9 protein-coding genes and 3 rRNA genes are annotated in these 14,852 nt (G+C 64.9%); 5 read left to right on the top strand and 7 right to left on the bottom strand.

Annotated elements, in window-relative coordinates:
* Positions 1–3: 3 nt before the first annotated feature.
* From rrf to BN1193_RS01900, 3 genes are all read right to left on the bottom strand, one after another.
* Positions 4–120, bottom strand: a 5S ribosomal RNA gene (rrf, locus tag BN1193_RS01910).
* Positions 121–228: 108 nt separating this feature from the next.
* Positions 229–3,331, bottom strand: a 23S ribosomal RNA gene (locus tag BN1193_RS01905).
* A gap of 395 nt (positions 3,332–3,726) precedes the next feature.
* Positions 3,727–5,249: ribosomal RNA gene (locus BN1193_RS01900) — 16S ribosomal RNA — on the bottom strand.
* Together the 16S, 23S and 5S rRNA genes form the textbook arrangement of a ribosomal RNA operon.
* Positions 5,250–5,784: 535 nt before the next feature.
* Here BN1193_RS01900 and BN1193_RS01895 point away from each other — a divergent pair.
* A complete protein-coding gene (locus BN1193_RS01895; protein ID WP_040163599.1) occupies positions 5,785–6,438 on the top strand; it encodes a pyridoxine/pyridoxamine 5'-phosphate oxidase in 654 nt (217 codons plus the stop codon).
* Positions 6,435–7,655 carry a CoA transferase gene (locus tag BN1193_RS01890; protein WP_040163597.1) on the top strand — a complete coding sequence of 407 codons (1,221 nt, stop codon included), beginning with the start codon at positions 6,435–6,437 and terminating at the stop codon, positions 7,653–7,655. Before BN1193_RS01895 ends, BN1193_RS01890 begins: the two co-directional genes overlap by 4 nt.
* Here the strand turns inward: BN1193_RS01890 and BN1193_RS01885 are convergent, their stop codons facing one another.
* Entirely contained in the window at positions 7,656–8,459 is an 804-nt protein-coding gene (locus BN1193_RS01885; RefSeq protein ID WP_040163596.1) for a DUF4184 family protein, read from the bottom strand. It lies immediately after the preceding gene.
* 76 nt (positions 8,460–8,535) lie between these two features.
* Positions 8,536–9,837, bottom strand: a complete 1,302-nt coding sequence (tyrS, locus tag BN1193_RS01880; protein ID WP_040163595.1) for a tyrosine--tRNA ligase — start codon at positions 9,835–9,837, stop codon at positions 8,536–8,538.
* 57 nt (positions 9,838–9,894) lie between these two features.
* On the opposite strand from tyrS, the gene BN1193_RS01875 reads away from it, so the two are divergent.
* The 3 genes from BN1193_RS01875 to BN1193_RS01865 all read left to right on the top strand — a co-directional run bounded on the left by BN1193_RS01875 (position 9,895) and on the right by BN1193_RS01865 (position 11,270).
* Entirely contained in the window at positions 9,895–10,344 is a 450-nt protein-coding gene (locus tag BN1193_RS01875) for a helix-turn-helix transcriptional regulator (protein ID WP_040163593.1), read from the top strand.
* 9 nt (positions 10,345–10,353) lie between these two features.
* Positions 10,354–10,758 carry a VOC family protein gene (locus BN1193_RS01870; RefSeq protein ID WP_040163591.1) on the top strand — a complete coding sequence of 135 codons (405 nt, stop codon included), beginning with the start codon at positions 10,354–10,356 and terminating at the stop codon, positions 10,756–10,758.
* A gap of 104 nt (positions 10,759–10,862) precedes the next feature.
* On the top strand, positions 10,863–11,270 hold the full coding sequence (locus BN1193_RS01865; RefSeq protein WP_040163589.1) for a hypothetical protein: 408 nt from the start codon (positions 10,863–10,865) through the stop codon (positions 11,268–11,270).
* Positions 11,271–11,320: 50 nt separating this feature from the next.
* Here BN1193_RS01865 and BN1193_RS01860 read toward each other — a convergent pair whose 3' ends face one another.
* Both BN1193_RS01860 and BN1193_RS01855 read right to left on the bottom strand, forming a co-directional pair.
* Positions 11,321–11,647 carry a hypothetical protein gene (locus BN1193_RS01860; RefSeq protein ID WP_052460331.1) on the bottom strand — a complete coding sequence of 109 codons (327 nt, stop codon included), beginning with the start codon at positions 11,645–11,647 and terminating at the stop codon, positions 11,321–11,323.
* Between the two features lie 145 nt (positions 11,648–11,792).
* On the bottom strand, positions 11,793–14,852 hold the full coding sequence (locus BN1193_RS01855; RefSeq protein ID WP_052460330.1) for a DEAD/DEAH box helicase family protein: 3,060 nt from the start codon (positions 14,850–14,852) through the stop codon (positions 11,793–11,795).

Below are 14,852 nucleotides of genomic sequence, written 5' to 3'. Positions count from 1 at the left end.
GAAGTCCGGCGGTGTCCTACTCTCCCACAGGGTCCCCCCTGCAGTACCATCGGCGCTGAGAGGCTTAGCTTCTGGGTTCGGAATGTGGCCAGGCGTTTCCCTCTCGCTATGGCCGCCGAAACACTATTGATGTGTTCGTTCAGCCACAAACGATCAGTTCGTTTGTGGTGTTCTCGACCGTACATCGAGAACCACTCAGTGGACGCGAATCATCCGCAGGATGAAAGTGTTATCAAGTCATCGGCTTATTAGTACCGGTCAGCTTCACGTGTTGCCACGCTTCCACATCCGGCCTATCAACCCAGTAGTCTGGCTGGGAGCCTCTCACCCCGAAGGGTATGGAAATCTCATCTTGAGGCCGGCTTCCCGCTTAGATGCTTTCAGCGGTTATCCATCCCGAACGTAGCTAACCAGCGGTGCACTTGGCAGTACAACTGGCACACCAGAGGTTCGTCCAACCCGGTCCTCTCGTACTAGGGTCAGATCCTCTCAAATTTCCTACGCGCGCAGCGGATAGGGACCGAACTGTCTCACGACGTTCTAAACCCAGCTCGCGTACCGCTTTAATGGGCGAACAGCCCAACCCTTGGGACCTACTCCAGCCCCAGGATGCGACGAGCCGACATCGAGGTGCCAAACCATGCCGTCGATATGGACTCTTGGGCAAGATCAGCCTGTTATCCCCGAGGTACCTTTTATCCGTTGAGCGACAGCGCTTCCACAAGCCACTGCCGGATCACTAGTCCCGACTTTCGTCCCTGCTCGACTTGTCAGTCTCACAGTCAAGCTCCCTTGTGCACTTACACTCGCCACCTGATTGCCAACCAGGTTGAGGGAACCTTTGGGCGCCTCCGTTACTTTTTGGGAGGCAACCGCCCCAGTTAAACTACCCACCAGGCACTGTCCCTGAACCGGATCACGGTTCGAAGTTAGATATTCAGAGTGACCAGAGTGGTATTTCAACAATGACTCCACACTCACTGGCGTGAATGCTTCACAGTCTCCCACCTATCCTACACAAGCCACACCAAACACCAATACCAAGCTGTAGTAAAGGTCACGGGGTCTTTCCGTCCTGCTGCGCGTAACGAGCATCTTTACTCGTATTGCAATTTCGCCGAGTTCGCGGTTGAGACAGTTGGGAAGTCGTTACGCCATTCGTGCAGGTCGGAACTTACCCGACAAGGAATTTCGCTACCTTAGGATGGTTATAGTTACCACCGCCGTTTACTGGGGCTTAAATTCTCAGCTTCGCCTTACGGCTAACCGGTCCTCTTAACCTTCCAGCACCGGGCAGGCGTCAGTCCGTATACATCGTCTTGCGACTTGGCACGGACCTGTGTTTTTAATAAACAGTCGCTACCCACTGGTCTCTGCGGCCACCACACCCTTTCGGAGTAAATCCTAATAAGTGGGTGGCCCCCCTTCTCCCGAAGTTACGGGGGCATTTTGCCGAGTTCCTTAACCACGATTCTCTCGATCTCCTTGGTATTCTCTACCTGACCACCTGAGTCGGTTTGGGGTACGGGCGGCTGGAACCTCGCGTCGATGCTTTTCTTGGCAGCATAGGATCACCCACTTGATACGCATCGTGTCTCAGCCTTGATGAGAGACGGATTTGCCTATCTCTCGGCCTACGCACTTGCACAGCGACAACCATCGCGCTGCTGGGCTACCTTCCTGCGTCACACCTGTTAATACGCTAGCCGCACCAGAATGGGGTCGTACGCTAGGCCCAGACCGTCACCCCGAAGGGATCAGTGACTGGGATTCAGATACTTAGCACTACTGGATTGACTGGGGCGGTTCTTCGCCGGTACGGGAATATCAACCCGTTGTCCATCGACTACGCCTGTCGGCCTCGCCTTAGGTCCCGACTTACCCAGGGAAGATTAGCTTGACCCTGGAACCCTTGGTCTTTCGGAGGACGTGTTTCTCACACGTCATTCGCTACTCATGCCTGCATTCTCACTCGTGTAGCGTCCACGGCTGGATCACTCCGCCGCTTCACTCGCCACACGACGCTCTCCTACCCATCAACACGGCTGGACCACGAAGGCCTACCAATAATGTCAATGCCACAACTTCGGTGGCGTGCTTGAGCCCCGTTACATTGTCGGCGCGGAATCACTTGACCAGTGAGCTATTACGCACTCTTTCAAGGGTGGCTGCTTCTAAGCCAACCTCCTGGTTGTCTGAGCAACTCCACATCCTTTTCCACTTAGCACGCGCTTAGGGACCTTAGATGGTGGTCTGGGTTGTTTCCCTCTCGACTATGAAGCTTATCCCCCACAGTCTCACTGCTGCGCTCTCACTTACCGGCATTCGGAGTTTGGCTGACGTCAGTAACCTGGTGAGGCCCATCGGCCATCCAGTAGCTCTACCTCCGGCAAGAAACACGCAACGCTGCACCTAAATGCATTTCGGAGAGAACCAGCTATCACGAAGTTTGATTGGCCTTTCACCCCTATCCACAGCTCATCCCCTCAGTTTTCAACCTAAGTGGGTTCGGTCCTCCACGACGTCTTACCGTCGCTTCAACCTGGCCATGGATAGATCACTTCGCTTCGGGTCTAGGACACGCGACTGAATCGCCCTATTCAGACTCGCTTTCGCTACGGCTACCCCACACGGGTTAACCTCGCCACGTATCGCTAACTCGCAGGCTCATTCTTCAAAAGGCACGCTGTCACACCTACCAGGGGTGCTCCAACGGTTTGTAAGCAAACGGTTTCAGGTACTATTTCACTCCCCTCCCGGGGTACTTTTCACCTTTCCCTCACGGTACTTGTCCGCTATCGGTCATCTGGGAGTATTTAGGCTTATCAGGTGGTCCTGACAGATTCACACGGGATTTCTCGGGCCCCGTGCTACTTGGGATACTCACCACGCCAGCACACGCATTTCGACTACGGGGTTGGCACCCTCTATGACTGGCCTTTCAAGACCATTCGTCTATACGCTGCTGTCACGTTGAAACTTCGGCAGAAGAATCCGGTAAGTCCCGCAACCCCCTGCATGCAACGCCTGCCGGCTATCACACACGCAAGGTTTAGCCTGATCCGATTTCGCTCGCCACTACTCACGGAATCACGGTTGTTTTCTCTTCCTGTGGGTACTGAGATGTTTCACTTCCCCACGTTCCCTCTACCCGCCCTATATATTCAGGCGGGAGTCACTAGGTCGGCAAGCCGCCCAGCGGGGTTTCCCCATTCGGACATCCTCGGATCAAAACTTGCTTATCAGTTCCCCGAGGCTTATCGCAGATTGCTACGTCCTTCTTCGGCTCCAGATGCCAAGGCATCCACCGTTTGCTCTTAAAGACTTGAATACATGAGTTAAAGAAATCTCAACCCCCACAAAAGTGAGGGCCAAAAATATTTCAAAAACAATCGACCCCGAAGGGTCAGATCATCTTTAAGATGCTCGCGTCCACTGTGTAGTTCTCAAAGTACGGGCGGTACCTTCCACTCCCCGACTCACGCCGGCTCGAAGAAGGCCCAGAGGTACAAACCCACAACCCGAAGGCCATGGTGTCCGGTCCCTCAGGACCCAACAGCGTGCAAGCACCAGCCCCGCCGGCCCCACGTTCCAACACCGAAGTGCGTACTAGCAGAAACCCTTGGTTCTGATGCCATGTCAAATGTTCCACCCATGAGCTCCCAGCGAAGAACGTGTGCCTTCGAACTGGGCTCTGCAGTCCCGAAGGACTGAGATGCTCCTTAGAAAGGAGGTGATCCAGCCGCACCTTCCGGTACGGCTACCTTGTTACGACTTAGTCCTAATTACCGATCCCACCTTCGACGGCTCCCTCCACAAGGGTTAGGCCACCGGCTTCAGGTGTTACCGACTTTCATGACTTGACGGGCGGTGTGTACAAGACCCGGGAACGTATTCACCGCAGCGTTGCTGATCTGCGATTACTAGCGACTCCGACTTCATGTAGTCGAGTTGCAGACTACAATCCGAACTGGGACCGGCTTTTTGGGATTCGCTCCACCTCACGGTATCGCAGCCCTTTGTACCGGCCATTGTAGCATGCGTGAAGCCCAAGACATAAGGGGCATGATGATTTGACGTCATCCCCACCTTCCTCCGAGTTGACCCCGGCGGTATCCCATGAGTTCCCACCATTACGTGCTGGCAACATAGAACGAGGGTTGCGCTCGTTGCGGGACTTAACCCAACATCTCACGACACGAGCTGACGACAACCATGCACCACCTGTAAACGAGTGTCCAAAGAGTTCCCTATTTCTAGGGCGTTCTCGAATATGTCAAGCCTTGGTAAGGTTCTTCGCGTTGCATCGAATTAATCCGCATGCTCCGCCGCTTGTGCGGGTCCCCGTCAATTCCTTTGAGTTTTAGCCTTGCGGCCGTACTCCCCAGGCGGGGAACTTAATGCGTTAGCTTCGTCACGGAATCCGTGGAAAGGACCCCACAACTAGTTCCCAACGTTTACGGGGTGGACTACCAGGGTATCTAAGCCTGTTTGCTCCCCACCCTTTCGCTCCTCAGCGTCAGTTACGGCCCAGAGATCTGCCTTCGCCATCGGTGTTCCTCCTGATATCTGCGCATTCCACCGCTACACCAGGAATTCCAATCTCCCCTACCGCACTCTAGTCTGCCCGTACCCACTGCAGGCCCGAGGTTGAGCCTCGGGATTTCACAGCAGACGCGACAAACCGCCTACGAGCTCTTTACGCCCAATAATTCCGGATAACGCTTGCGCCCTACGTATTACCGCGGCTGCTGGCACGTAGTTAGCCGGCGCTTTTTCTGCAGGTACCGTCACTTTCGCTTCTTCCCTGCTAAAAGAGGTTTACAACCCGAAGGCCGTCGTCCCTCACGCGGCGTTGCTGCATCAGGCTTTCGCCCATTGTGCAATATTCCCCACTGCTGCCTCCCGTAGGAGTCTGGGCCGTGTCTCAGTCCCAGTGTGGCCGGTCACCCTCTCAGGCCGGCTACCCGTCGACGCCTTGGTGAGCCATTACCTCACCAACAAGCTGATAGGCCGCGAGCCGATCCCAGACCGAAAAATCTTTCCAGTGAATGACGATGCCGTCTCCACTCGTATCCAGTATTAGACGCCGTTTCCAGCGCTTATCCCAGAGTCTGGGGCACGTTGCTCACGTGTTACTCACCCGTTCGCCACTGATCCACAGAGCAAGCTCTGCTTCACCGTTCGACTTGCATGTGTTAAGCACGCCGCCAGCGTTCATCCTGAGCCAGGATCAAACTCTCCGTGAAAAACAGTTGCATAACTCCCAGTCGGAAAAAGACCAGAAGAAAGCGAGTTTGAAACTGACCAAAAAAGGATGTCATTACTGACTTCCATATAATTGATCCAAAGGAATCTCTCACCCCAAAAAAGGGATGACGAGGTTATTTGGCATTTGACAAGTGCACGCTGTTGAGTTCTCAAGGATCGGACGCACCCACCAGACCACCCTCCCAGGCAGCCCAACGGGGCAACTTCTCAATCTTAGGACCGTGTTTCGCAGGGCGTCAAACCGACACGCCGTAACGTCTCAGTCGACCCGGAAACCCGATCCAGCACCTCCCCTAGACCTGAAGGTCAGACCCAGCCGAAACTGTTTCTTCTCAGGGGGTGATGTCCACCACTTGAGGGGAGCCAGGCCCGGAGGCCTTCGCTCAACCCTGTGGGGCGAACAAGATGAAAGCTTACGCGCGCTCCCCCGTCCGCGCGAATCGGGTCAGCACCCCGGGCGTGTCGCCACCCTCGCCCATCGACGGTTGGCCGCCAGCCCCGTACTCTCTCGACATGACGAGCCTGCGCGAACGACTCCGGGCCCTGCCGACCTTCGGCGCGGACCTGCCCCTCTTCGACCCGGACACGGCCCCGGCCGATCCGGATGAGCTGTTCCGCTCGTGGCTCGACGATGCGATCAGTGCCGGCATCCGGTTCCCCCACGCCGCAACCCTCGCGACGACGGACGATGAAGCCCGCCCGGACGCACGGGTGCTGATCCTGAAGGATCTGACTCCACGCGGGTACGAGTTCGCGACGCGTACCGACGGCGCGAAGGCGCACCAGTTGGAGGCACACCCGGACGCCGCTCTCGTGTTCTTCTGGAGCGAGCTCGGGCGACAGGTCCGCGTGCGCGGCGAGGTGCATCGCGCGGCGCCCGCGGTATCCGCCGCCGACGACGCGGCACGCGCGCCGCACGCTCGGGCCGCGGCCCGCCTGGGTGTGCAGAGCATGCCCTTGACCTCCCGGACGGACTACATCGCCGCGTTCGAGGCTGAGGCGCGAGCGGTGCTCGCTGATCCCGCGAGTCCCACCCGGACGTGGGCTGTCCACACCGTCGTCCCGCGCACGATCGAGTTCTTCGCGTCCACCCCGGGTGCCGGACAGATCCGACTGCGGTATCGCCGCGACGGCGAGAGCTGGCCGCGCGAGCTGCTCTGGCCATGACTCCCGTGCCGCTGCCTGCTCGGCTGGACGTCGGGAGGCTCGCATCCGACGCGGTGGCCGCCGCGTCGCATGCGGCCGCGGCCTTGGTCGGAGCGGAACACCGCAATGTGGATCCGGTTCGGGTCGCCGCCGCGTACACGAGTGATCGGCACCTGCGCATCGATGGCCATCCGGCGCAGGCATTCGCGCCGCTGTCCGGCTTCTTCGCCTCCGCCGACGGCTGGGTCCGAACTCATGCGAACTATCCCTGGCATCTGGAGGCGCTTCTCCGCGTCCTCGGGAGGGACGACGAGGACCGTGCGGAAGCCGCCGACGTGATCCGCACCCGGTCAGCGCGAGAAGTGGCCCGGGCCGTGACCGACGCCGGCGGACTCGCGGTGGTCGTCGCGAAGGCGGATCAGCCGACCATGGCCCGACTGCAGACGGAACCGCTGGTCCGGGTCGCTCCGCTCGGCACGGGCAGCCGTGCGGCGCCATCCGGGAGCGCCCGGGCACCCCTGATGGGAGTCCGGGTTCTCGACCTCACCCGCGTGATCGCCGGTCCGGTGGCCACGCGGACGCTGGCGCTGCTGGGCGCGGACGTGCTGCGCATCGACCCGCCCGGTCGGCCGGAGATCCCCTGGCAGCATCTGGACACCGGCCACGGGAAGCGGTCGGCGGTCCTGGATGTGAGCGATCCCCTGTTGCGGGAACTCGCCCGCACGGCGGACGTGATCGTGACCGGCTATCGACGCGGATCATTGGAGGCTCGCGGCTTCGACCCCGTTGCGATCGCTGCGGAGGGCCGCGGCATGGTGGTAGCACGATTGTCCGCATGGGGCGATGAGCGGCGTGGCTTCGACAGCCTCGTGCAGGCATCCGACGGCATCGCGATGATCGAATCCGACGATGGGATGACCCCCGGTGCGCTGCCGGCGCAGGCGCTGGATCATTCCGCCGGATATCGCCTCGCCGAGGCCGTCCTGCGCGCACTCGCTCGTCGCGCGGACGGCGGCGTCCTGATCGAGACGTCCCTGGTCCGCATGGCGGCAGAGCTGCTGCGCCTCGGCGACGGGCCCGCCGTGGGACCAGCTGATCCGAGCGCCATCGAGACCCAGGAGGTCACCGTCGGCGCTTCCACGGTGCGAACGGTGGTCCCGGCCATCGCGTACGACGGCGCACCGGACCGGTTCGCGCCGCCACGGCCCTGGGGAGCGGACGAGCCGGCGTGGCTCTGATCAGCCGCGAGCCCGCCGCGCGCGGCTGATGACGATCACGGCGCACAGCACGACCGTCAGGGCACCCCACACCCCGCACGCCTGCGGAAGGGTGGCGTACGCGAGGTGCTGGACGGTGAAGTCCGCCGACAACGGCCCCCATCGGAGGTAGCCGAAGACGGCGAAAGCGACCAGCAGCACGGGCAGCGCGATCCACCACAGGACCCGCGCGATTGCGGGGATCGTGCGCTGCACCTCGTGCGGACGTCGCCGGGACCACCAGCGATACGCCCAGATCCCGATCACCACCAACCCGAAAACGCTCGATCCGTACTGCACCCACTTGTACCCGAGCAGGGGCCCCCACCGGTCATCGAGCGCGGGAATCAGCGACGTTCCTTCGCGGCCCTCGTGCGTGAACGAGTCCCAGGCGATGTGGCTGAGCACACCCAGCGCGAGGGAGAGCAGGAGGAGCAGGCATGTCGGGACGGCGCCGCGCGCACCGACGAACGTCTCATGCACCGTCGCCGTCGAGGACGCCCTCCACGACTCGGGCAGCCGGTCAGCGGTCCACGTCGGGGCGAGGTCCGACAGCGCCGGACGCAGAAGCAGCCGCCAGCCCAGAAGCAGGACGAGCGCGACGACGACGGTCACCGCCAGCCAACGAGGATCGTGCAGCACCCCGTACGGCAGCAGTCGTCGGGCGTTCACCGGCAGGAACAGCGGGAGGTCCGGTGTCATCGAACCGACGGCGATCGCGCCGGGGATCAGCGGCGTGCGCAGGAACGGCAGCGCCACCACCGCATGGCTCGGCGTGAACGGCATCCGTCCTCCTTCGCGTGTGCCGGCACCTCAGCCCGGTGACGGACGACGCGCACGACGCGTCATCCGTCACCGTCGTTCAGGCCGCGAACAGTCCGGCGAGCGTCTTCTTCCCGCGGCGCAGGACGGCTGCGTCACCGGGAAGGGTGAGCGAGACGAGAGCATCGTCCGAGACGACCTTCTCGCCGTTGACCGACACGCCGCCCTGCGCGATCGCGCGGCGGGCGTCGGACTGGCTCGTGCTCAGTCCGGTGTCCACCAGCGCCTGCGTGACGAGCGTCCCGCCGGCCACGCGAGCGTGCGGCAGCTCCTCGAGTGCGGTGCGCAGGGTGTCGGCGTCCAGCGCGGTGAGGTCACCGCGACCGAACAGCGCCTCGGACGCGGCGATGACCTTGTCCGCGGCATCGGTGCCGTGCACCGTGGAGACCACTTCGAGCGCCAGGCGCTTCTGGGCCTCGCGCCGGAAGGGCTCCTCGGCGACCTTCTGCTCGTACTCCGTGATCTGCGCACGGGTCAGGTACGTGAAGATCTTGAGGCGAGTGATCACGTCGGCGTCGTCCGTGTTGAGCCAGAACTGGTACATCCGGTACGGGCTGCACATCTCCGGGTCGAGCCAGATGGCGTTGCCCTCGCTCTTGCCGAACTTGGTCCCGTCACTGTTCGTGATCAGCGGCGTGCCGATCGCGTGCGCGGCGACACCCTCGGCCTTGCGGATGAGGTCGGTGCCGCTGGTGAGGTTGCCCCACTGGTCCGAGCCGCCGGTCTGCAGCACGCAGCCGTACTGGCGGTAGAGCTCGAGGAAGTCCATGCCCTGCAGGATCTGGTAGCTGAACTCGGTGTAGCTGATTCCGGCCTCGGAGTTCAGCCGCGCACTGACGGCGTCCTTCTTCAGCATCGAGCCGACGCGGAAGTACTTGCCGATGTCGCGGAGGAAATCGATCGCGGACAGGGGCGCGGTCCAGTCCAGGTTGTTGACGATGCGGGCGGCGTTCTCGCCCTCGAAGTCGAGGTAGCGCTCCTCCTGCGCACGCAGGCGGTTCACCCACTCCTGGACCGTCTCGCGGGTGTTCAGCGTGCGCTCCGCCGTCGGGCGGGGGTCCCCGATGAGGCCCGTGGACCCGCCGACGAGGCCGAGGGGTTTGTGTCCGGCGAGCTGGATGCGGCGCAGCAGCAGCAGCTGCACGAGGTTGCCGAGGTGCAGCGACGGAGCGGTCGGGTCGAATCCGCAGTAATACACGATCGGGTCCCCGCCGAGCAGCTCACGCAGAGCTTCCTGATCGGTGGACACGTGCACGAGGCCGCGCCAGACCAGTTCATCCCAGACGTTCTCGAACGAGGGATCCCTGGTGGGCGGCGTCGCGATATCGACTGCGGATGCCATGGGTCCACCCTACCGGCGTGCGCGTCGTCCACCCGCCGTCCGGCGTACGCTCGGACCGTGACCCCGCCCCCGGATCTCGCAACGCTGCGGCTGCTGCGCACGGCGCGGGACACGATCGACCGGCGCTTCGCGGACGACCTCACCGTCGGGGAACTGGCGGCATCGGTGCACCTCAGCCCGGCGCACTTCGCACGCCTGTTCCGCGCGATCTACGGCGAGGCACCGCACCAGTACCTCATGACGCGTCGATTGGAACGGGCGGCGTGGCTCCTCCGGTCCGGAACCGGCGTGACCGACGCCTGCACAGCGGTGGGGTTCTCGTCCCTGGGCTCGTTCAGCTCGCGCTTCCGCGAGGTGTACGACTGCTCCCCCAGCGCGTACGCGCGGCTCGATCATCGCGCCGTGGCGGAGCTCCCGCCGTTCATCGCGTCGCGCCTGACCCGACCGCAGCGACACCGCGGCGAGTCGAGCAGGAACGAAGAAGCGTCCGCTGCGGGCGATTCCTAGGCTGGCGGTATGAGCATCCAGTTGCAGTACACGACCGTCCTGTCCACCGACGTGCCCGCGTCCACGGCGTTCTTCCGGGACGCCCTCGGCCTGACGGTGGAGAACGAGGTGAACTACGGCGACCTGTCGTGGATCACGCTCGGGGACCCGTCCTCGGAGGGTGGCAAGATCGTCCTCACCCAGCCGACGGCCGGAGTGGCCCCGGAGGTCGCGCAGGCGCTCACCGAACTGCTCGTCGCGGGCAACCTGCCGCAGCTCGTCTTCCTCACCGACGACGTGGACGCCGCCTACCGCCGCGCGGTCGACGCGAAGGCGGACATCGTGCAGGACGTCCTGGAGCAGGACTACGGAGTACGCGACTTCGCGCTGCGCGACCCGTCCGGCACCGCTGTCCGGGTGCAGCAGAAGGCGTAAGGACGCCGCCGGGGCTTCCGCGGGGTATCGGCCGCGCGTACGATCGGCCGTGACGCGGGTGCCCTCCATTGCTCTGCATCCGCCTGATGCGAATGGAGACACCTATGGACATGACGGCGGACATGATGAAGTCCATGTCGATGAACGACGCGATGTCGGGTATGGACATGATGTCGATGCAGGAGTGCATGGAGGCGTGCTCGGCCGCCATGCAGGCGTGCACGATGTGTTCGGACGCGATGGCCGGCATGGAGGGCATGGGCATGTGCGCGTCGATGTGCGCGAACTGCGCCGACATGTGCGGCACCATGATGCGCATGATGATGCGGCCGATGAGCATGTCGGCCGACACGATGATGCCCATGATCCAGGCGTGCATGGCGATGTGCCGGGCATGCATGGACGAGTGCAACAAGCATGCGGACATGAGCGAGACGTGCCGCATGTGCGCCATGGCGTGCGATGCCTGCATGAAAGCCTGCGAGAAGATGATGGCCTCGATGGGCGCCTGACTTCCGCTGCTCGATTGACGAACGCCCCTCCGCGGAGGGGCGTTCTCGTGTCAGCGGGCGACGTTGAGGTGGCGGCCGGCGGCGACGAGGACGTCGTAGCGCGCGTGCAGTGCGACGGGCTCACCGATGGCGAGGTCCTCGCTCACGTCGGCGTGGTGCCAGACCCGGACGTTCGTACCGTCGGCGATCGCGACGAGGGTGATCCAACCGTCGGCGGTGACCGCGGTGACGACCGCGTCGCGCCAGGCGCTCGGCGTCGCCAGCGCGAGGCGCAGCTGGATGGCGCTCAACCCGTGTCCGGACCGATCGTGCACGCACATCGCACCCTGCTCGCAAGCGGTCGACAGTGACAGCTCCAGGCGCGTGATGGTGGTCATGATCGGGATGGTCCTTCCGGTTCGGTGGTGCCACGCTACGTGGTGATCCGCCGAACGCCGACTGAGGTGACACACGACGTCACAGAGCGCGTCACATCGCGTCATCGACGGCGGGAGCGGACCGGGAAGACGAGAAGGGGGTAGGTCAGGACCAGGTTTCGCGGAGGAACGGACGAGGGCCGTCGGGCGCGGAGCGCCGGCGCGCGCGGGTGAGCAGGGCGGCGTCCTCAGGCCAGTGCACCTCATGCAGCCGTGCCGGACCGATGTGCTCGCGCCAGGCGGTGACGAAGGCTTCCGCGCCCGCGCGGCGGCGGCCGATCTCCGTCGGAACCGGCAGCAGGACGCCCTCCGGCTCGCGCCGGGCGGCGAGGCGCAGCGCGAGGCGGGTGAGCGGGTCATCCGACTCCCCCCGGTCCACCTCCAGCAGGTAGCGGGGCGTGCGGACCGGCTGGCGCAGTTCCACGATGGCGGCGCTGAACAGGCGCTGCTGCGCGTCCGTGCCGCCGGTCACCCGGACGGCGAGCGAGCCGTCGACTTCGCTGACGGCGATCTCCGTGCCGGCGGGGATCCGCCCGGAGCCCACGAGCCCCGCTCGCACGACCTCGGCCAGCTGCCGGGTTCCGCGCTCCGTGCCCCGACGGTCGCGCCCGTACCGCAGCAGGGAGCGCCACGGGCGCACGACCGCGATGGCGGACACGGCGGCGACGGCGAGCAGGACCCCGGCGATCGTCGGATCCTGGAGCGCGAACCAGCTCATTCCGGACGCGACGCCGAACGCCCCCGCGATCGCCGTCCCGGTCGATGCGGTCTCACCGAGGGCGCGCTCCAGGGTGGGCCGGATCAGCACGGCGCGCGGCGACCGCGCGCCGGTCACGACGCTGCGCCCCACGTCGCCGGCGAACGGCTCGCCCAGCCGCCAGCGCTGCCGCGTCTGCGCGCGTGGCTCGAGCGTGCGCAGCGTCTCGGCCGTGAGCGCCGTGGCTGCGTCGCGATCGGCGGTGCCAGCGCGGATGTCGCGGATGATCGCGCGCTGTGCGTCCGTCAGCGCATGCTCGGCACCGCGGACCACGAGCGGTTCGCCCTCGAGGCGCACGCCCCACTGCGCGGCGAGCTTCTTGCGCGTTCGGGTCAGGTCGCTGAGCGCGGCGTCCGTGCGCGCGCCCGGCAGCACCGTCGTCACGGTCCAGTTGTGCGCGACCTTCTCCGGCCAGTCCGGATCCAGTCGCAGGGTCCGCCCGCGCAACTGCTGCGAGGCGGACGACGTGCTCGCGGTGGTCAGATCGATCAGGGTGTTCGCCGCCGGACAGTCCCATCCCTCGCCGAGCAGTCCGCGCGTTCCGACCAGGACGCGCACGAAGCCCTCGCCGATGAGGCGCGACACCGCGGCGAGCACCGCGGAGCGCGACACCCCGGGCACGGTCAGCTCCGTGACATCCCCCGGTGACTCCCCCGGTTCCGGTGCGACGCCGAGGAGGTCCCGCAGGCGCGGCAGGAGCTCGGTCAGCAGACCGGACGGCACGCGCAGGTGGTTCGCGGTGACCATCACCGGCATCATCCCGGCCAGGCGCGGGTCCGCGACGATGGCGTCGAAGCAGCGCAGGGCCCCGGCCCGCATCGTCCCGCGGCCCGCGCGGTGGCCCTGCTCGGCGAAGTCGCACACCACGACGGCACGCACGCGGTCACCGTCCGGTGCGGCGAGCTCGTGCGCCAGGATGTCGGTCACCGCGGTGTCCTTCGCGGCCGAGCTCGCGAGGATCGCGTCCATCGGCCCGCGGGCTCGGCGGATGCCCCGGTCCGTCAGCGCGTAGCCGAAATCCGCGAGAGTCCGGCGTGCCCGGTTCCAGTCCGTCGCGCGGGACGGGTCCGGGAGCACGTGCTCCAGGAGGAATCGGGCGAGCAGGCGCAGCTCACCGTCACCGAGAAGCAGGTCCGCGGCGGGCAGGTGCGTCAGCAGCGGATCGTCCGGGGCGACGATGCGGAGCATGCCGGCCGCGGACTCGGCGAGGGCATAGTCGGCGGCGAAAGCCTCACCGATGCGGGCCGGGAGCTGTTCGGTGGTGAGGTCAGTGGCGGAGCCGCGCAGCAGGTGGTGAAGGAACGACCGTCCCTCCTGGGACCCCAGAGTGTTCGCGACCAGCGCGGCCAGCAGCTCGTCGTTGCGGTCCAGGAAGATCCGCTCGGCGGCGGTGGGCTCGGTGAACCAGACGGCGTCGCGATACGGCGCGAGGTTCCCCTCGCGCACGACCGCCGGCGTGGGCTGCTCGTAGTCCACGTCACCGAGCAGTGCGGTGTAGTTCTCATACCCGGCGGCGTCCTGCGGGCTCGGCACGGTCGCGGTGAGCCCGATCAGCAGCGGGTCCGCGTCCGCGGCGCGGATTCGGGACTCCAGGTACGCGATCACCAGCGCCCAGTGATCGAGCAGGTGATGGCACTCGTCCAGGACCACCGTGCGCACGCCGTGCGCGACCAGGCTGTCCACCAGCGCCCGGGCGTTCGGGTGCAGCGTCTCGGCCAGGCTCTCCGGGCTCTGCGCCGCGAGGCGCTTGCGGACCGCGGCCGCCCGCCGAGCGATGCCGGCGCGGTGCGCCTTCGTGTTGGTCGTCTCCAGCGCGTCCACCCAGGCTTCTGCGTCCGCGTGGTCCCGTCCGCCCTGGACGAGTTCGTCGATCCAGACCCGGCGCGCGAGTGGGGCGAACGCCTCGGGACGGTCCGGCACGCTGACGCGCTGGTACGTCAGCACCGTGAGGTCCCCCGGAGCGGACGGGTCATCGGAAACCGTGTCCGGATCGGGCGCGAGGGCGCGCGCCTGCGTCACCCACTGGTGCTGGATCGTGGTGGTCGGCGCGAAGACGACCGCGCGCGTGCCCCGCCGGACCGCGAGCAGGAGGCCGATCAGCGTCTTGCCGGCGCCGGGCGGGGCGACCAGGTGCAGCGGGTCCGGCGGGTGCACGGTGACGGCGTCGAGCATCGTGCGTTGGGAGGCGCGCAGGACGCCGTCGAAGTGCCAGAAGCTCAGCGGCTCCGGACTCTCCGCGGCGTCGGCCGCCGCCCGACGGCGGGACAGCAGGTGCCGGAACCACGCCTCGTCCGGCTCCGGCGTGTGCGGCGCGTTCTGGCGCGCCCACTTCAGCCAGGCGTCACGCAGTTCGGCGAGCGTCCGGACATCGCCCGCGACCGTCGCCGCGAACCCGTCCGGATCGGTCAT

It is taken from the genome of Microbacterium gorillae (genome assembly GCF_000826185.2).
Classification (GTDB): Bacteria; Actinomycetota; Actinomycetes; order Actinomycetales; family Microbacteriaceae; genus Microbacterium; species Microbacterium gorillae.
The sequence above is the reverse complement of the archived record's forward strand: the minus strand, read 5'-3'. Positions and strand labels throughout refer to the sequence as shown.